The 18851-nt window shown below is 57.9% G+C and carries 13 protein-coding genes, 2 tRNA genes and 3 rRNA genes; 16 read left to right on the forward strand and 2 right to left on the reverse strand.

Annotation, left to right across the window (positions count from 1 at the left end; translation table 11 throughout):
- Positions 1–5: 5 nt before the first annotated feature.
- Complete coding sequence (locus tag ACMGF5_RS12605) at positions 6–893, forward strand: ChaN family lipoprotein (RefSeq protein ID WP_414157826.1); 888 nt, start codon at positions 6–8, stop codon at positions 891–893.
- Between the two features lie 201 nt (positions 894–1094).
- On the opposite strand, the gene ACMGF5_RS12610 is transcribed toward ACMGF5_RS12605, so the two are convergent.
- Together ACMGF5_RS12610 and ACMGF5_RS12615 are read right to left on the reverse strand one after the other, a co-directional pair.
- Positions 1095–1373 (reverse strand): TfoX/Sxy family protein, encoded by a 279-nt coding sequence (locus ACMGF5_RS12610; protein WP_012312680.1) that lies wholly within the window; start codon positions 1371–1373, stop codon positions 1095–1097.
- 177 nt (positions 1374–1550) lie between these two features.
- Complete coding sequence (locus ACMGF5_RS12615) at positions 1551–3113, reverse strand: AAA family ATPase (protein ID WP_119688260.1); 1563 nt, start codon at positions 3111–3113, stop codon at positions 1551–1553.
- Between the two features lie 117 nt (positions 3114–3230).
- On the opposite strand from ACMGF5_RS12615, the gene mrcB reads away from it, so the two are divergent.
- From mrcB to rrf, 15 genes are all read left to right on the forward strand, one after another.
- Complete coding sequence (gene mrcB, locus ACMGF5_RS12620; protein WP_115273557.1) at positions 3231–5552, forward strand: penicillin-binding protein 1B; 2322 nt, start codon at positions 3231–3233, stop codon at positions 5550–5552.
- A 15-nt stretch (positions 5553–5567) separates the two neighbouring features.
- A complete protein-coding gene (locus ACMGF5_RS12625) occupies positions 5568–6356 on the forward strand; it encodes a tetratricopeptide repeat protein (protein ID WP_046788177.1) in 789 nt (262 codons plus the stop codon).
- Positions 6356–6682, forward strand: a complete 327-nt coding sequence (locus ACMGF5_RS12630; RefSeq protein ID WP_012312684.1) for a YqcC family protein — start codon at positions 6356–6358, stop codon at positions 6680–6682. The genes ACMGF5_RS12625 and ACMGF5_RS12630 overlap by 1 nt, the downstream gene beginning before the upstream one ends.
- Positions 6683–7096: 414 nt before the next feature.
- A complete protein-coding gene (locus ACMGF5_RS12635) occupies positions 7097–8821 on the forward strand; it encodes an acetolactate synthase 3 large subunit (RefSeq protein ID WP_414157827.1) in 1725 nt (574 codons plus the stop codon).
- Position 8822: 1 nt separating this feature from the next.
- Entirely contained in the window at positions 8823–9314 is a 492-nt protein-coding gene (gene ilvN, locus ACMGF5_RS12640) for an acetolactate synthase small subunit (protein ID WP_003250040.1), read from the forward strand.
- Between the two features lie 54 nt (positions 9315–9368).
- Entirely contained in the window at positions 9369–10385 is a 1017-nt protein-coding gene (gene ilvC, locus ACMGF5_RS12645) for a ketol-acid reductoisomerase (RefSeq protein WP_012312686.1), read from the forward strand.
- A 150-nt stretch (positions 10386–10535) separates the two neighbouring features.
- Positions 10536–11387 carry a CDP-diacylglycerol--serine O-phosphatidyltransferase gene (gene pssA / locus ACMGF5_RS12650; protein ID WP_012312687.1) on the forward strand — a complete coding sequence of 284 codons (852 nt, stop codon included), beginning with the start codon at positions 10536–10538 and terminating at the stop codon, positions 11385–11387.
- A gap of 76 nt (positions 11388–11463) precedes the next feature.
- A complete protein-coding gene (msrP, locus tag ACMGF5_RS12655; RefSeq protein WP_046788178.1) occupies positions 11464–12477 on the forward strand; it encodes a protein-methionine-sulfoxide reductase catalytic subunit MsrP in 1014 nt (337 codons plus the stop codon).
- Positions 12477–13091: a protein-methionine-sulfoxide reductase heme-binding subunit MsrQ gene (gene msrQ / locus ACMGF5_RS12660; protein ID WP_414157828.1), complete on the forward strand. Its 615-nt coding sequence runs from the start codon at positions 12477–12479 to the stop codon at positions 13089–13091. Before msrP ends, msrQ begins: the two co-directional genes overlap by 1 nt.
- 143 nt (positions 13092–13234) lie before the next feature.
- The gene (locus ACMGF5_RS12665; RefSeq protein ID WP_414157829.1) at positions 13235–13603 is read left to right on the forward strand and encodes a hypothetical protein; all 369 of its coding nucleotides are present in this window, start codon (positions 13235–13237) and stop codon (positions 13601–13603) included.
- A 46-nt stretch (positions 13604–13649) separates the two neighbouring features.
- Positions 13650–15186: ribosomal RNA gene (locus ACMGF5_RS12670) — 16S ribosomal RNA — on the forward strand.
- Positions 15187–15272: 86 nt separating this feature from the next.
- Positions 15273–15349: transfer RNA gene (locus ACMGF5_RS12675), tRNA-Ile, on the forward strand.
- Positions 15350–15373: 24 nt separating this feature from the next.
- Positions 15374–15449, forward strand: a tRNA-Ala gene (locus ACMGF5_RS12680).
- Between the two features lie 236 nt (positions 15450–15685).
- A 23S ribosomal RNA gene (locus ACMGF5_RS12685) occupies positions 15686–18577 on the forward strand.
- A gap of 131 nt (positions 18578–18708) precedes the next feature.
- Positions 18709–18824 (forward strand): 5S ribosomal RNA (gene rrf / locus ACMGF5_RS12690).
- Together the 16S, 23S and 5S rRNA genes with 2 tRNA genes alongside form the textbook arrangement of a ribosomal RNA operon.
- Positions 18825–18851 lie beyond the last annotated feature (27 nt).

An 18851-nucleotide genomic window follows, 5' to 3' on the forward strand; every position in this document is an offset into this window, starting at 1 on the left:
TGCCGATGCATCATTCCTTACTGTCTGGCGCGTTGCTGGGCTTGTTGCTGGCGTTGGGTGGCTGCCAGGCCAGCTTGCCGCCGTTACCCGCCTGGCAGAGTAGCGAGGGGCGTGACAGCGCAGAACTGGGGCAAATCCACGACCTGGCCAGTGGCAAGGTCATCAGCCCGGAACAGCTGGTCGAGCAACTGGCTGGCGTACCGCGAGTGCTGGTAGGCGAAAAGCATGACAATGCCGACCATCACGCCTTGCAACTTTGGTTGATCCGCGCCATGCAGGCCCGGCGTGCCCAGGGCAGCCTGCTTCTGGAAATGCTGCAACCGCAGCAGCAGTCACGGGTCGATGCGGTTGAAGGCCAGGCCCGGTTGCCGCAGGACCTGCCCAAGGCCCTGGCGTGGCAGGAGGGCTGGGACTGGCAGCTGTACGGGCCGATCGTACGTGAAGCACTGGGTAACCATATTCCCCTTCTGGCCGCCAACCTGTCGCCTGGCGAAATGCGCCAAGCCTACCGGCAGGCGGCGGCGGTGCCGGGGGCGCAGTCCAATGCCCCGTCAGTAAAGGCGGCATTGCTCGAGCAGGTGAGGGCCGGGCACTGTAATTTGCTCCCCGAGAGCCAGTTGCCGGCCATGCTGGCCGTTCAGCAACAACGTGACCGGCGCATTGCCGAGCGGCTGCTGGCAGCGCCGCAGCCGGCCTTGTTGTTCGCCGGTGCATTCCACGCACGCAAGGACCTGGGCGTGCCGCTGCACCTTGCCGACCTGGGGGCCGAGGGGCAGAGCAAAGTGCTGCTGCTGGCCGAGGTCGGTCAGCAGGTCGAGGCGGGGATGGCAGACTTTGTGTGGTATACGGCTGCGATGCCGGAGCAGGACTATTGCGCACGGTTGCGTAGGTAGACGGGGAAGCGCGGGCGCTGACAATGCAGTGACATGCAAAAAAAAGACCCGGCAAAAATGCCGGGTCAATAACCGTGATTAGCCTGATGAGGAGATAATCTGAGAGTCCGAACCAGGGGCTTTCAGCTTATCCAACCAGTCTCGCGACCAGTTGTGATAATCATAACGATTCTCATTATCGAGTCAATCCCCATCTGATGTTTATTTTGCATTTTTTTGCGCAGGGCATTTCGCATCCAGTTGTTGATTGAGCGCTTGCTTGCGCTCGGCCGGCAAATCGTTCCAGTGCATGTCCAGCAGCGCGCCTTCAATGGCGTACAGCAACACCTTCGACGCCCGGAATCCTCGGGTTTTCACGGCCTGGTACGCACCTACCGCGCCGAGTCGACGCAAATCCGATGCACTGTGGATACCGGCCGCATGCAACCACTGCGCGGAGGTCTTTCCAAGATTCTTCAGATGCTGCAATTCATCGTTCATCGAGCCTCCTTGCGATGGCTGAACGGGTATTAGGGGATAAATCGCGAGCAGGTCAGAGAGGAGTGTAGCGGGGGTTGGAAAATGCGCGGCCTTTTGCCATCGGGGGCGACGAGATGCCCTGTTTGCGCTGGGTGCAGGAATGCGGGCCGGCCAATTGCCGGCCCGAATTGCGTTGAATCAAAGACCGGGCAAACGCTGACGGACCTGGTCGATCACCTGGTCCATGCTGCTGGCATCCTGAGTATCAACACGTGTGCTCTGCTGCAGTTCAACGTCATCCAATGGCTCACGGCTGGCCTGCTGTGCCTTGACCACTTCCAGGGTGGCGTCCGACGGGTCGCTATTCTGGGCCAGGCGCTGCGCCAGCCAACTGGCGATGACCGCCTCCGGTGCCTGGCAATCGAGGATCAGCAGTGGCACGCCGGTATCGCTCGCGACCTCGGCTGCGGCCTTGCGGTGTTCGTGCTTGAGGTAAGTGGCATCGAGCACTACCGGGAAGCCTGCGCGCAGGATGGTCGCGGCAAGCTGGTGCAGGCGCTGGTAGGTGGCGGTGCTGGCATCGTTGTCGTAGATGCCGGCTTGCAGTTGGCCTGCTTCGGCTTTCTGCTGTTCACCGAACAGGCGCTTGCGCTCCACATCGGAACGCACGCGCACGGCGCCCAAGGCTTCGACCAGGCGCATGGCGACGTGGCTCTTGCCCACGGCCGAGACGCCGTGGGTGATGGCCAGCAGGCGCGAAGGGATGGCGCTGTAGCTTTCAGCCAGGTTGGCGTAGTTGCGGTAGGTGCGCAGGCTGGTGGCGCGCTGCACGCCATCGGCATTGGCCGGCATGCTGAACAGGGCGATCTTGGCGCGGACCAGGGCGCGGTAGGCCTTGTAGAAGTTCAACACTTCCAGGCCTTCATAGTCGCCGGTCAGCTCCAGGTACTGGCTGACGAAGCGCCGCGCCAGGCATTTGAGGCCGCGGTCTTCCAGGTCCATGGCGAGGAAACCGGTGTCGGCCCAGACGTCGGTCATGCGGAACGGTTCGTTGAACTCGATGCAGTCGAAGATCACCACCTTGCCATCGATCACGGTGGCGTTACCCAAATGAATGTCGCCATGGCATTCGCGGGTGAACCCATTGGCCTTGCGCGCCGCGAACAGGCCTTCAAGGCGTTCGAAACTGCTGCGCGCCCAGGCCTGCAGGTTGTCCAGCTGCTGCAGGTCGGCCTTGTCACTGAGGAATGGGCGGATCTGCTCGAAGTTTTGCTCGACCGGGGCCATGACGCTTTCAGGTGAGCCATAGGGCTGCTCGGCGGGCACTTTCGGAGTTTGCAGGTGGAATTCGGCGATCTGCCGGGCCATTTGGTCGATGTGCCCGGCATTGAGTTCACCGTTGGCCTGCAGGGTGTTGAGCATCTGCCCCTGCGGGAACTGGCGCATTTTCAGCGCGTACTCGATCGCCGCACCTTCACCGCCGAGCTGCGGGGCTTCGGCGCTGCCAGTGATCGGCAGCACTTCCAGGTACAGGCCGTCGGTCAGGCGCTGGTTCAGGCGCAACTCTTCGTTACAGAAATGCTGGCGCTGATCAAGCCCGGTGAAGTCGAGGAAGCCGAAATTCATCGGCTTCTTGATCTTGTAGGCGTATTCGCCAGTGAGCAGGACCCAGGAGATATGCGTCTCGATGAGTTGGAACCCGTCCACGGGGTGAGGGTAGAGGGCAGGGTTCTGCAACGCTTTGATCAAGGCTTGGCTCACGGGAAATCCTTCCGGGGGCAGGGAATTCGAAGGCGCCATTATGGTCAATGGTGCCGCCCCTGCATACCGCCAGAGGGCGCCTGCCCAGCCTTTACAAAGTGCGTATAATCCGCCGCCATGACTCGAACCCGAAATTCCCGTACTCCTAAGAAACGCCCGACCGGCCGCTCGCGCGCCTGGCTGGGCTGGGCGTTGAAGCTCAGCCTGGTTGGCCTGGTGATCGTTGCCGGCTTCGCGGTTTACCTCGATGCTGTCGTCCAGGAGAAGTTCTCCGGCAAGCGCTGGACCATCCCTGCCAAGGTGTACGCCCGGCCGCTGGAGCTGTTCGTCGGCCAGAAGCTGAGCAAGAACGACTTCCTCACCGAACTCGATGCTCTCGGCTACCGGCGTGAAAGCGCGGCCAATGGCCCGGGCGCTGCGGCTGTCAACGGTAACACCGTCGACCTCAACACCCGCGGCTTCCAGTTCTACGAGGGTATGGAGCCCGCGCAGTTCGTGCGTGTGCGCTTCTCCGGCGACTACGTTGCCGGGCTGTCCGGCGCCAACAATGGCAAGCTGGATGTGGTGCGCCTCGAGCCGTTGATGATCGGGGGTATCTACCCGAAGAACCTCGAGGACCGCATCCTGATCAAGATCGATCAGGTGCCGCCGTACTTGCTCGAAACCCTGGTGGCAACCGAAGACCGAGACTTCTACAGCCACTTCGGCGTGTCGCCAAAGTCCATCGCACGCGCAATGTGGATCAACACCTCCTCCGGTTCCATGCGCCAAGGTGGCAGTACCCTGACCCAGCAGTTGGTGAAGAACTTCTACCTGACCAGCGAGCGCACCCTCAGCCGCAAGCTGACCGAAGCGATGATGGCCGTACTGCTGGAGATGCACTACGACAAGCGCGAAATTCTCGAGGCCTACCTCAACGAGGTGTTCGTCGGCCAAGATGGCCAGCGCGCCGTGCATGGCTTTGGCCTGGCCAGCCAGTTCTTCTTCAGCCAACCGCTGTCGGAGCTCAAGTTGCACCAGATCGCCCTGTTGGTGGGTATGGTCAAAGGGCCGTCCTACTACAACCCGCGTCGCCACCCCGAGCGGGCTCTGGCGCGGCGTAACCTGGTCCTGGACCTTGTGGCCGAGCAGGGCGTTGCGAGCCAGGAAGCGGTCGATGCGGCGAAGAAGATGCCGCTGGGCGTGACCAAACGAGGCAGCCTGGCCGACAGTTCGTTCCCGGCCTTCCTCGACCTGGTCAAGCGCCAGCTGCGCCAGGACTATCGCGACGAAGACTTGACTGAAGAGGGCCTGCGCATCTTCACCAGTTTCGACCCGATTCTGCAGATGAAGGCCGAAACCTCGATGAATGAGACCTTCAAGCGTCTGTCGGGGCGCAAAGGCGCTGACGAGGTCGAATCGGCGATGGTCGTGACCAACCCGGAAACCGGTGAGGTGCAGGCCCTTATCGGCAGTCGTCAGGCCGGATTCGCCGGCTTCAACCGTGCCATCGATGCCGTGCGGCCGATTGGCTCGCTGGTCAAGCCGGCGGTGTACCTGACCGCGCTGGAGCAGCCGAGCAAGTACACCCTGACCAGCTGGGTGCAGGACGAGGCGTTTTCGGTCAAGGGCGCCAATGGCCAGGTGTGGCGCCCGCAAAACTATGACCGCCGCCCGCATGGCACCATTTACCTGTACCAGGGGCTGGCCAACTCCTACAACCTGTCGACCGCCAAGATCGGCCTGGAAGTGGGGGTGCCCAACGTCATCAAGACCATCGGCCGGCTCGGGGTCAATGTCGACTGGCCAGCGTTCCCGGCAATGCTGCTGGGGGCCGGTGGCATGTCGCCGATGCAGGTGGCGACCATGTACCAGACCATCGCCAATGGCGGTTTCAATACGCCGATGCGCGGCATCCGCAGTGTGCTCACCGCCGAAGGTGAGCCGCTCAAGCGTTACCCGTTCCAGATCCAGCAGACCTTCGATCCGGGCTCCATCTACCTGGTACAGAACGCGATGCAGCGGGTGATGCGCGAAGGTACCGGCCGCTCCGTGTACAACGTGCTGCCCAGGTCGCTGACCCTGGCGGGCAAGACCGGTACCAGTAACGACTCGCGTGACAGTTGGTTCTCAGGCTTCAGCCAGGACCTGCTGGCGGTGGTGTGGATGGGCCGTGACGATAACGGCAAGACGCCGTTCACTGGCGCCACCGGTGCCCTGCAGGTGTGGACCAGCTTCATGAAGAAGGCTGACCCGCTGCCGCTGGACATGCCGCAACCGGACAACGTGGTACAGGCCTGGATCGACCCCTACAGTGGGCAGGGTTCCGACGCAAGCTGTCCGGGGGCGGTGCAGATGCCGTATATTCGCGGGAGCGAACCGCCCGCCGGCGCGATCTGTGGCGGCGAGCAGAATCCGGCAGAATCGGTCATGGACTGGGTCAAAGGCTGGATGAATTAAGCCCTGGCAGCATTGATGAGGTGTGAAGTGAAAAAGTGGTGGTTTCCTGCCGTGACGGCACTGGTGGTGCTGCAGGGCTGTTCCAGCGTTCAGCGTGGCAACATCCCGGTTGTGGACTCGAGCACACGGGTGTCCAACAGTGAACGCGTGACGGCCAACCGCTCGGCGGCCGGCATCAGCAATGGCACCTCGCAGGCGCAGACCCTGCCTGAGGACTCCGGCGTGACCGTGATGATTCCGCAAGGTGCCGGTGCCACGGGCATCCAGACGTTCCCGGCAGGCAATGGCGTGGCCCCGATCAGCACCACGCCGATTACCACTGGCCCCGGCACATCTGCACCGATGACGACCAACCCCAACCCGATCGCCGACGAACCGTTCGACATCGCGTCGATGAACAGTGCCCCGGCCGCTGCCAGCGCGCCAACCGGCATTCCGCGCAGCAGTGCGGCATCCGGGGGGCTGTCGGCTGACGAGCAGCTCGATGGCCCGGTGCTGGCATTGTTGACCACCGCCCAGTCGCAACAGGGCAGTGGCGACTTCAACGGTGCGGCCTCGAGCCTGGAGCGCGCCCAGCGCATCGCCCCGCGTGAGCCGCAGGTACTGTTCCGTCTGGCGCAGGTGCGCCTGTCCCAGGGCGATGCGGCGCAGGCCGAGCAATTGGCGCGCCGTGCCCTGACCTATGCCAATGGTCGCCCTGACCTTCAGGCCGAGCTGTGGAACACCATCGCCCAGGCCCGTGAGAAGCAGGGTGACAGCGCCGGCGCCGCGCTGGCCCGGCAAAAAGCGCGGGTCAACTCCTGATGATCGAGCAGCGCATTCTGGACATCGCCGACCACCTGCTGCTCATCGAGCGTGAGTTGATCGTGCAGGGCTGGTGGGCTGACGAGCCGCCAAGCGATGAGGCGCTGGCCAGCACAGTGCCTTTTGCGGTCGATAGCATGAGCTTCGAGCAGTGGCTGCAGTGGATATTCCTGCCGCGCATGAAGATCATCATCGAGCTTGGTCAACCGCTGCCCAACGCCTCGAGCATTCTGGTGATGGCCGAGACGGTGTTCGTCGACCGGCCGGAGCAGAGTCGTGAGTTGCGGCGCCTGCTGGCAGAGTTCGATCAATTGATCGCTGCTTGAGCCTGATTTCTTCTCTTTTTCCTTCAGGGGCCGCAGATTGTGGCCCTTTTTTGTGGAAAAGTTATTTTTCCTGCTGCTGTGTCGGTTTTTAGTGGTGGCAGGAATTCATCTTGAGGAAAAATTGGCAATAATTTTTCTTGACTTGTAGCCGCCAAATCACAAGAATCCAGTTTCCGCTTTAGAGGGACTGCCAGAAGCAGACCCGCTAAGCAGATCATGAGGCGCACACCCGCGCCGACCTGTTACACCCCGCAACGCGTTACCTCGCGCTGGGTGGGATAACCCCGCAACACTCAGGGGTGCTCCCAATACTTGCTCAGTCAGTGCTGACGTTCGCTCATGCTCTGCTTGGCAGTAAACCTATTAAGACCCGTCCACTAGGGACGGTATTCTGGCGTTTTAGAGGTGAACAACGTGGAGCTTTTATCTGGCGCTGAGATGGTCGTCCGCTTCTTGCGTGACGAAGGCGTTAAGCACATCTACGGGTACCCTGGTGGTGCTCTCCTGCATGTTTACGACGCCCTGTTCAAGGAACCGGAAGTCGAGCACATCCTGGTTCGTCACGAGCAGGCTGCTACCCATATGGCGGACGGCTACGCCCGCGCCACCGGCAAGGCCGGTGTGGTGCTGGTAACCTCCGGCCCGGGCGCGACCAATGCCATCACCGGTATTGCCACCGCTTACATGGACTCGATTCCGATGGTCATCCTGTCCGGCCAGGTGCCTAGCACCATGGTGGGTACCGATGCCTTCCAGGAAACCGACATGATCGGCATCTCGCGGCCGATCGTGAAGCACAGCTTCATGATCAAACACGCTACCGAGATCCCTGAAGTTCTGAAAAAAGCCTTCTATCTGGCGCAATCCGGCCGTCCAGGCCCGGTCGTGGTCGACATTCCAAAAGATATGACCAACCCGGCCGAGAAGTTCGAATACGTCTATCCGAAGAAGGTCAAGCTGCGCTCCTACAGCCCGGCAGTGCGTGGCCACTCCGGCCAGATCCGCAAGGCTGCCGAGATGCTGCTGGCTGCCAAGCGTCCGATCGTCTATGCCGGTGGCGGTGTGATTCTCGGTGGTGGCTCCGAAGCGCTGACCGAAATTGCCAAGTCGCTGAACCTGCCAGTCACCAATACCCTGATGGGCCTTGGCGGCTTTCCGGGTACCGACCGCCAGTTCCTCGGCATGCTCGGCATGCACGGCAGCTACACCGCCAACATGGCCATGCACAATGCCGATGTGATTTTCGCGGTCGGCGCGCGCTTCGATGACCGCGTGGTCAATGGTCCGGCCAAGTTCTGCCCGAATGCCAAGATCATTCACATCGACATCGACCCGGCGTCGATCTCCAAGATGATCAAGGCCGACGTGCCGATCGTGGGCCCGGTCGACAGCGTGCTGAGCGAGATGCTCGGCATCCTCAAGGAAATCGGCGTGCAGCCAGACAAGGCCGCGGCCGAAGCCTGGTGGAAGCAGATCGACGAGTGGCGCGGTAATGGCGACCTGTTCCCCTACAACAAGGGCGACGGCAGCGTCATCAAGCCGCAGACCGTCATCGAGACCTTGTGCGAAGTGACCAACGGCGATGCTTTCGTCACCTCCGACGTCGGTCAGCACCAGATGTTCGCAGCACAGTACTACCGCTTCAACAAGCCGAACCGCTGGATCAACTCCGGTGGCCTGGGCACCATGGGCTTCGGTTTCCCGGCAGCCATGGGCATCAAGCTCAATTTCCCGGATCAGGACGTGGCCTGCGTGACTGGCGAAGGCAGCATCCAGATGAACATCCAGGAGCTGTCCACCTGCATGCAATACGGCCTGCCGGTGAAGATCGTCAACCTGAACAACGGCGTGCTGGGCATGGTCCGTCAGTGGCAGGACATGGCCTACAACGGCCGTCACTCGCACTCCTATGTCGAGTCGCTGCCTGACTTCATCAAGCTGGCCGAGGCCTATGGCCATGTGGGTATCCGCATCACCAGCCTGAAGGACCTCAAGCCGAAGCTCGAAGAAGCCTTCGCGATGAAGGACCGCCTGGTGTTCATCGACATCGCGGTCGACCGTACCGAGCACGTCTATCCGATGCAGATCAAGGATGGCTCGATGCGTGACATGTGGCTGAGCAAGACGGAGCGTACCTGATATGCGGCACATCATTTCCCTGCTGCTGGAAAACGAACCCGGTGCTCTGTCCCGCGTGGTCGGCCTGTTCTCCCAGCGCAACTACAACATTGAAAGCCTGACCGTGGCGCCCACCGAAGACCCGACCCTGTCGCGTCTGACGCTGACCACCGTTGGCCATGACGAAGTGATCGAACAGATCACCAAGAACCTCAACAAGCTGGTCGAAGTGGTCAAGCTTGTCGACCTGTCGGAAAGCGCTCACATCGAGCGTGAACTGATGCTGGTCAAGGTCAAGGCCACCGGTGCCCAGCGTGCCGAGATCAAGCGCACCACGGACATCTTCCGTGGCCAGATCGTCGATGTTACCGCCAGCGTGTACACCGTACAGCTCAGTGGTACCAGCGACAAACTGGACAGCTTCATCCAGGCCATCGGCACTGCATCGATTCTCGAAACCGTGCGCAGTGGCGTCACCGGCATTGCCCGTGGCGACAAAGTGCTCAGCATCTGAATTCAAAAATTAGCGATGGCTCCGCAGGGGCCGAGATATAACCAGGGGTATTTCATGAAAGTTTTCTACGATAAAGACTGCGACCTTTCCATCATCCAGGGCAAGAAAGTCGCCATCATCGGTTACGGTTCCCAGGGCCACGCCCAAGCGTGCAACCTGAAGGACTCCGGTGTAGACGTTACCGTCGGTCTGCGTAAAGGTTCGGCTACCGTTGCCAAGGCTGAAGCTCACGGCCTGAAAGTGGCCGACGTTGCCACCGCCGTCGCTGCTGCCGACCTGGTCATGATCCTGACCCCGGACGAGTTCCAGGGCGCTCTGTACAAGAACGAAATCGAGCCGAACATCAAGAAGGGCGCCACCCTGGCCTTCTCCCACGGTTTCTCGATCCATTACAACCAGGTCGTTCCACGTGCCGACCTCGACGTAATCATGATCGCGCCGAAGGCCCCGGGCCATACCGTGCGTTCCGAGTTCGTCAAAGGCGGCGGTATCCCTGACCTGATCGCTATCTACCAGGACGCCTCCGGCAACGCCAAGAACGTCGCCCTGTCCTACGCTTCCGGCGTTGGTGGCGGCCGTACCGGCATCATCGAAACCACCTTCAAGGACGAGACTGAAACCGACCTGTTCGGTGAGCAGGCCGTTCTGTGCGGCGGTACCGTCGAGCTGGTCAAAGCCGGTTTCGAAACCCTGGTCGAAGCTGGCTACGCGCCGGAAATGGCCTACTTCGAGTGCCTGCACGAGCTGAAGCTGATCGTCGACCTCATGTACGAAGGCGGCATCGCCAACATGAACTACTCGATCTCCAACAACGCCGAATACGGTGAGTACGTCACCGGTCCGGAAGTCATCAACGAAGAATCCCGCAAGGCCATGCGCAACGCTCTGAAGCGCATCCAGGACGGCGAGTACGCGAAGATGTTCATCTCCGAAGGCGCCACCAACTACCCATCGATGACCGCCAAGCGTCGCAACAACGCCGCTCACGGTATCGAAGTCATCGGCGAGCAACTGCGTTCGATGATGCCGTGGATCTCGGCTAACAAAATCGTCGACAAGACCAAGAACTGAGTCTTATCGAATGATGAAAAACGCGGCTTCGGCCGCGTTTTTTCGTTCTGGCATTCAGCTTCTGGTATAAAGCAGACCAGTGGCCTGCCGTCAGAACCTGTTTCGCGGGCCCGTGTCGAACATTTTCCATCCTGTTGCAAGGTACCCTCCATGAGCGAACGTCCCGAAGAGCCGAACAAGCCCTCCGACGCCGAAAGCCTGCTACCTGTCGATGAGCACGTTGAAGAAGGGCATGATGCCGAAGGGCGCAAGGTGCGCCATCGCGGTATCTATCTGTTGCCCAACCTGTTCACCACCGCCAACCTGTTTGCCGGTTTCTATTCCATCATCAACTCGATGAGCGCGCAGAGCGCCCTGAGTGCTGGCGACCCGCGCGAGGCGAGCAAGTACTTTGCATTTGCCGCCATCGCCATCTTCGTGGCCATGGTGCTCGACGGCCTCGATGGTCGTGTCGCCCGCATGACCAACACCCAGAGCGCCTTCGGGGCCGAGTACGACTCGTTGTCGGACATGGTCGCCTTCGGCGTGGCCCCGGCCCTGCTGGCCTTTGGCTGGGCGCTGGGCGACATGGGCAAGGTCGGCTGGATGGTCGCCTTCATCTATGTGGCCGGTGCCGCGCTGCGCCTGGCGCGTTTCAATACCCAGGTTGGTACTGCCGACAAGCGCTACTTCATCGGCCTGGCCAGCCCGGCTGCCGCTGGTGTGGTCGCCGGTACCGTATGGGCCTTCAGCGACTATGGTATCCAGGGCTCCAAGTTGTCGTTTTTGGTGGCACTGCTGGTTGCCGCCGCCGGTATGTTGATGGTCAGCAACATCAAGTACAACAGCTTCAAGGAGCTCGACCTCAAGGGCCGCGTGCCGTTCGTGGCGATCCTGGCGGTGGTGCTGGTGTTTGCCGTGGTATTCAGCGACCCGCCGCGCATCTTGCTGCTGATTTTCCTTGCCTACGCCGCTTCTGGTCCGATCCAGTTCCTGCTCAAAGGCCGCCATCGTAAATCCTGAATGATTTAATGATGGAATAACCCTGCGGCTCCATAGTCTTACTGGTACATCCGTTAACCAGTGCTGTGGAGCCGTCATGCTTATAAAGCTTCCCAGGTCTTCCGATTGCAAGGCATCGGAGATCACTCCCGAAAGCATCTACCTTTCCCGTCGTACCCTGTTGGGTGGCTCCATGGCCGGCGTTGCGCTGGGTGCGATGCCCTTTGCGGCGCGCGCGGCCCAAACATCGCGTTACGCAGATGTCGAGGCAGGTAACGCACCGGCCTGGTTCACCAGCAAGCTGGCTGACACGCGTTGGCAAGCGGTGACGGTAAAAGACGAGGCGATCACGCCCTTCAAGGATGCCACTCATTACAACAACTTCTATGAGTTCGGGCCTGATAAAGGCGACCCCGCCGCCAATGGCGGGAGCCTGAAGACCGAACCCTGGTCGGTGGTGGTCGATGGTGAGGTTGGCAAGCCCGGGCGTTATGCGCTGGAAGACTTTGTCAAACCCTACGCGCTTGAGGAGCGTATCTATCGGTTACGCTGCGTGGAGGCCTGGTCAATGGTCATCCCCTGGTTGGGCTTTCCCCTGGCGCAAGTGCTCAAGCAGGTTGAACCGACCTCAAAAGCGCGTTATGTACGGTTCGAGACCCTGCAGGATCCGCAGCACATGCCGGGGCAGCGTTCGGGCTTCGCGTTGATCGATTGGCCGTACGAAGAGGGCTTGCGCCTGGATGAGGCGATGAACCCGCTGGCCATCCTGGCGGTCGGCATGTATGGGCGCGAGTTGCCCAACCAGAACGGTGCGCCGCTGCGCCTGGTGGTGCCGTGGAAGTACGGGTTCAAGAGTATCAAGTCGATCGTGCGGATCAGCCTGGTGGCCGAACGGCCGCGCACGACCTGGGAGAGTCTTGCGCCTGATGAATATGGTTTCTATGCCAACGTGAACCCCGAGGTCGATCACCCGCGCTGGAGTCAGGCGCGCGAGCGGCGGCTACCCAGTGGCCTGTTCAGTCCCAACGTGCGACAGACCCAGATGTTCAATGGCTATGCCGATGAAGTGGCGTCGCTGTACGCTGGCCTCGACCTGCGGAAGAACTATTGATGCGTTATCCCTGGCTGCGCCTGGTTATCTTTATAGTCGGTTGTCTGTTTCCGCTGTGGTGGTTGTATGAGGCGGCCATGAACCTGCTTGGACCGGACCCAGGGAAGATTCTTATGGATCGGCTTGGGCTGGGGGCGTTGATCTTCCTTTTGATCACGCTGAGTATGACGCCGCTGCAGAAGCTGACAGGGTGGTCGGGGTGGATCGTTGTGCGCCGGCAACTGGGGTTGTGGTGTTTTGCCTATATCGTGTTGCACCTGCTCTGCTACCTGTTCTTTATCCTGGGGCTGGATTGGGGGCAGTTTGCCGTCGAGCTGCGCAAGCGGCCGTACATTATTGTGGGTGCGCTCGGCTTTATTGGTTTGCTGGCGTTGGCGGTGACTTCCAATCGTTACAGTCAGCGCCGCTTGGGCGGGCGCTGGAAGAAACTGCACAAGCTTGTATATGTGATTCTCGTTTTGGGCCTGCTGCATTTTCTATGGATCGTGCGCTCCGATCTGCGCGAGTGGGCGATCTACGCGGTCATTGGTGGTTTCTTGATGGTGCTGCGAGTGCCAGCGGTGGCGCGGCGAGTGCCTCGCATTATGGGGCGGCGGGGAAGGGTGGCTTCGTAGGCGCTTGAAGGATAGCGTCCCACACCAGGTACGCTTAGGGCTATTTCTACCTATATTTCAATTTCTTGAATTAAAGCCTTGACGGGCGTTCGAATCCCCTTATAATGCGCCCCACTTCCAGCGTAGTCGGAACGAGAAACTCCTTGAAATTCAAAGAGTTGCTTAATCCAGGTAGTGCTGGTGGTGCTTCGGTCGACAGATCGATAGTGGTTAAAAAGGTGGTTGACAGCGGTTCTAAACGCTGTATGATTCGCCTCCCGCTACGAGAGATCGCAGCGAGCCAAGTGTTTGAAGCTAAACGAGTTTCTCGCAAAAAACTTCAAAATAAACGCTTGACAGGCTCTGAGGAAAGCGTAGAATGCGCGCCTCGGTTGAGGCGAAAAGCTCTTAACCAAACGCTCTTTAACAAATCGAATCAAGCAATTCGTGTGGGTGCTTGTGAGTACGGACTGATAGTCAGAAAGATTATCAGCATCACAAGTGACCATGCGAGAAATCACATAGTCATTTGAGATTGCTGAGCCAAGTTTAGGGTTTCTTAAAAACCCAAGCAGTATTGAGCTGAAGAGTTTGATCATGGCTCAGATTGAACGCTGGCGGCAGGCCTAACACATGCAAGTCGAGCGGATGACGGGAGCTTGCTCCTTGATTCAGCGGCGGACGGGTGAGTAATGCCTAGGAATCTGCCTGGTAGTGGGGGACAACGTTTCGAAAGGAACGCTAATACCGCATACGTCCTACGGGAGAAAGCAGGGGACCTTCGGGCCTTGCGCTATCAGATGAGCCTAGGTCGGATTAGCTAGTTGGTGGGGTAATGGCTCACCAAGGCGACGATCCGTAACTGGTCTGAGAGGATGATCAGTCACACTGGAACTGAGACACGGTCCAGACTCCTACGGGAGGCAGCAGTGGGGAATATTGGACAATGGGCGAAAGCCTGATCCAGCCATGCCGCGTGTGTGAAGAAGGTCTTCGGATTGTAAAGCACTTTAAGTTGGGAGGAAGGGCATTAACCTAATACGTTAGTGTTTTGACGTTACCGACAGAATAAGCACCGGCTAACTCTGTGCCAGCAGCCGCGGTAATACAGAGGGTGCAAGCGTTAATCGGAATTACTGGGCGTAAAGCGCGCGTAGGTGGTTTGTTAAGTTGGATGTGAAAGCCCCGGGCTCAACCTGGGAACTGCATCCAAAACTGGCAAGCTAGAGTACGGTAGAGGGTGGTGGAATTTCCTGTGTAGCGGTGAAATGCGTAGATATAGGAAGGAACACCAGTGGCGAAGGCGACCACCTGGACTGATACTGACACTGAGGTGCGAAAGCGTGGGGAGCAAACAGGATTAGATACCCTGGTAGTCCACGCCGTAAACGATGTCAACTAGCCGTTGGAATCCTTGAGATTTTAGTGGCGCAGCTAACGCATTAAGTTGACCGCCTGGGGAGTACGGCCGCAAGGTTAAAACTCAAATGAATTGACGGGGGCCCGCACAAGCGGTGGAGCATGTGGTTTAATTCGAAGCAACGCGAAGAACCTTACCAGGCCTTGACATGCAGAGAACTTTCCAGAGATGGATTGGTGCCTTCGGGAACTCTGACACAGGTGCTGCATGGCTGTCGTCAGCTCGTGTCGTGAGATGTTGGGTTAAGTCCCGTAACGAGCGCAACCCTTGTCCTTAGTTACCAGCACGTTATGGTGGGCACTCTAAGGAGACTGCCGGTGACAAACCGGAGGAAGGTGGGGATGACGTCAAGTCATCATGGCCCTTACGGCCTGGGCTACACACGTGCTACAATGGTCGGTACAGAGGGTTGCCAAGCCGCGAGGTGGAGCTAATCTCACAAAACCGATCGTAGTCCGGATCGCAGTCTGCAACTCGACTGCGTGAAGTCGGAATCGCTAGTAATCGCGAATCAGAATGTCGCGGTGAATACGTTCCCGGGCCTTGTACACACCGCCCGTCACACCATGGGAGTGGGTTGCACCAGAAGTAGCTAGTCTAACCTTCGGGAGGACGGTTACCACGGTGTGATTCATGACTGGGGTGAAGTCGTAACAAGGTAGCCGTAGGGGAACCTGCGGCTGGATCACCTCCTTAATCGACGACATCAGCCTGCTGATGAGCTCCCACACGAATTGCTTGATTCTTTGTATAAAGACGATGCTGTAACGCGACCCTGTTATAGGTCTGTAGCTCAGTTGGTTAGAGCGCACCCCTGATAAGGGTGAGGTCGGCAGTTCAAATCTGCCCAGACCTACCATTACATGGTTCAGCCGTAGAATACGGGGCCATAGCTCAGCTGGGAGAGCGCCTGCCTTGCACGCAGGAGGTCAGCGGTTCGATCCCGCTTGGCTCCACCACTTTTGCAGTAACTTGTCAGAACTTAGAAATGAACATTCGGCTTGAATGTTGATTTCTGGCTTTTGTCAGATCGTTCTTTAAAAATTCGGATATGTGATAGAAATAGACTGAACACCAGTTTCACTGCTGGTGGATCAGGCTAAGGTAAAATTTGTGAGTTCTGCTCGAAAGAGCAACATGCGAATTTTCGGCGAATGTCGTCTTCACAGTATAACCAGATTGCTTGGGGTTATATGGTCAAGTGAAGAAGCGCATACGGTGGATGCCTTGGCAGTCAGAGGCGATGAAAGACGTGGTAGCCTGCGATAAGCTTTGGGGAGTCGGCAAACAGACTGTGATCCAGAGATCTCTGAATGGGGGAACCCACTCAGCATAAGCTGAGTATCTTGTACTGAATACATAGGTGCAAGAGGCGAACCAGGGGAACTGAAACATCTAAGTACCCTGAGGAAAAGAAATCAACCGAGATTCCCTTAGTAGTGGCGAGCGAACGGGGACCAGCCCTTAAGTTGATTTGAGATTAGTGGAACGCTCTGGAAAGTGCGGCCATAGTGGGTGATAGCCCCGTACACGAAAATCTCTTATCAATGAAATCGAGTAGGACGGAGCACGAGAAACTTTGTCTGAACATGGGGGGACCATCCTCCAAGGCTAAATACTACTGACTGACCGATAGTGAACCAGTACCGTGAGGGAAAGGCGAAAAGAACCCCGGAGAGGGGAGTGAAATAGAACCTGAAACCGTATGCGTACAAGCAGTGGGAGCCTACTTTGTTAGGTGACTGCGTACCTTTTGTATAATGGGTCAGCGACTTATATTCAGTGGCGAGCTTAACCGAATAGGGGAGGCGTAGCGAAAGCGAGTCTTAATAGGGCGTTTAGTCGCTGGGTATAGACCCGAAACCGGGCGATCTATCCATGGGCAGGTTGAAGGTTAGGTAACACTGACTGGAGGACCGAACCGACTACCGTTGAAAAGTTAGCGGATGACCTGTGGATCGGAGTGAAAGGCTAATCAAGCTCGGAGATAGCTGGTTCTCCTCGAAAGCTATTTAGGTAGCGCCTCATGTATCACTGTAGGGGGTAGAGCACTGTTTCGGCTAGGGGGTCATCCCGACTTACCAAACCGATGCAAACTCCGAATACCTACAAGTGCCGAGCATGGGAGACACACGGCGGGTGCTAACGTCCGTCGTGAAAAGGGAAACAACCCAGACCGTCAGCTAAGGTCCCAAAGTCATGGTTAAGTGGGAAACGATGTGGGAAGGCTTAGACAGCTAGGAGGTTGGCTTAGAAGCAGCCACCCTTTAAAGAAAGCGTAATAGCTCACTAGTCGAGTCGGCCTGCGCGGAAGATGTAACGGGGCTCAAACCATGCACCGAAGCTACGGGTATCACCTTTGGTGATGCGGTAGAGGAGCGTTCTGTAAGCCTGTGAAGGTGAGTTGAGAAGCTTGCTGGAGGTATCAGAAGTGCGAATGCTGACATGAGTAACGACAATGCGAGTGAAAAACTCGCACGCCGAAAGACCAAGGTTTCCTGCGCAACGTTAATCGACGCAGGGTTAGTCGGTCCCTAAGGCGAGGCTGAAAAGCGTAGTCGATGGAAAACAGGTTAATATTCCTGTACTTCCAGTTATTGCGATGGAGGGACGGAGAAGGCTAGGCCAGCTTGGCGTTGGTTGTCCAAGTTTAAGGTGGTAGGCTGAGATCTTAGGCAAATCCGGGATCTCAAGGCCGAGAGCTGATGACGAGTTGCCTTTAGGCGACGAAGTGGTTGATGCCATGCTTCCAAGAAAAGCTCCTAAGCTTCAGATAACTGGGAACCGTACCCCAAACCGACACAGGTGGTTAGGTAGAGAATACCAAGGCGCTTGAGAGAACTCGGGTGAAGGAACTAGGCAAAATGGCACCGTAACTTCGGGAGAAGGTGCGCCGGTGAGGGTGAAGGACTTGCTCCGTAAGCTCATGCCGGTCGAAGATACCAGGCCGCTGCGACTGTTTATTAAAAACACAGCACTCTGCAAACACGAAAGTGGACGTATAGGGTGTGACGCCTGCCCGGTGCCGGAAGGTTAATTGATGGGGTTAGCGCAAGCGAAGCTCTTGATCGAAGCCCCGGTAAACGGCGGCCGTAACTATAACGGTCCTAAGGTAGCGAAATTCCTTGTCGGGTAAGTTCCGACCTGCACGAATGGCGTAACGATGGCGGCGCTGTCTCCACCCGAGACTCAGTGAAATTGAAATCGCTGTGAAGATGCAGTGTATCCGCGGCTAGACGGAAAGACCCCGTGAACCTTTACTATAGCTTTGCACTGGACTTTGAATTTGCTTGTGTAGGATAGGTGGGAGGCTTTGAAGTGGGGACGCCAGTTCTCATGGAGCCATCCTTGAAATACCACCCTGGCAACTTTGAGGTTCTAACTCAGGTCCGTTATCCGGATCGAGGACAGTGTATGGTGGGTAGTTTGACTGGGGCGGTCTCCTCCCAAAGAGTAACGGAGGAGTACGAAGGTGCGCTCAGACCGGTCGGAAATCGGTCGTAGAGTATAAAGGCAAAAGCGCGCTTGACTGCGAGACAAACACGTCGAGCAGGTACGAAAGTAGGTCTTAGTGATCCGGTGGTTCTGTATGGAAGGGCCATCGCTCAACGGATAAAAGGTACTCCGGGGATAACAGGCTGATACCGCCCAAGAGTTCATATCGACGGCGGTGTTTGGCACCTCGATGTCGGCTCATCACATCCTGGGGCTGAAGCCGGTCCCAAGGGTATGGCTGTTCGCCATTTAAAGTGGTACGCGAGCTGGGTTTAGAACGTCGTGAGACAGTTCGGTCCCTATCTGCCGTGGACGTTTGAGATTTGAGAGGGGCTGCTCCTAGTACGAGAGGACCGGAGTGGACGAACCTCTGGTGTTCCGGTTGTCACGCCAGTGGCATTGCCGGGTAGCTATGTTCGGAAGAGATAACCGCTGAAAGCATCTAAGCGGGAAACTTGCCTCAAGATGAGATCTCACTGGGATCTTGAATCCCCTAAAGGGCCGTCGAAGACTACGACGTTGATAGGTTGGGTGTGTAAGCGCTGTGAGGCGTTGAGCTAACCAATACTAATTGCCCGTGAGGCTTGACCATATAACACCCAAGCAATTTGCTTCTGCAGATTGTGGTGGTGAAGACGAAAGAACCGAAAGTTCGCAACATCACAACTATCGCATATCCGAATTCGCTGGGCTGTCCATCTGGACATTCTGGCTACAGAATTTCTTGACGACCATAGAGCATTGGAACCACCTGATCCCATCCCGAACTCAGTAGTGAAACGATGCATCGCCGATGGTAGTGTGGGGTTTCCCCATGTGAGAGTAGGTCATCGTCAAGATTCATTTCGCAAAACCCCTATCTGCGC

Origin of the sequence: Pseudomonas sp. BNK-15 (assembly GCF_047456105.1) — a bacterium.
Classification (GTDB): Bacteria; Pseudomonadota; Gammaproteobacteria; order Pseudomonadales; family Pseudomonadaceae; genus Aquipseudomonas; species Aquipseudomonas putida_E.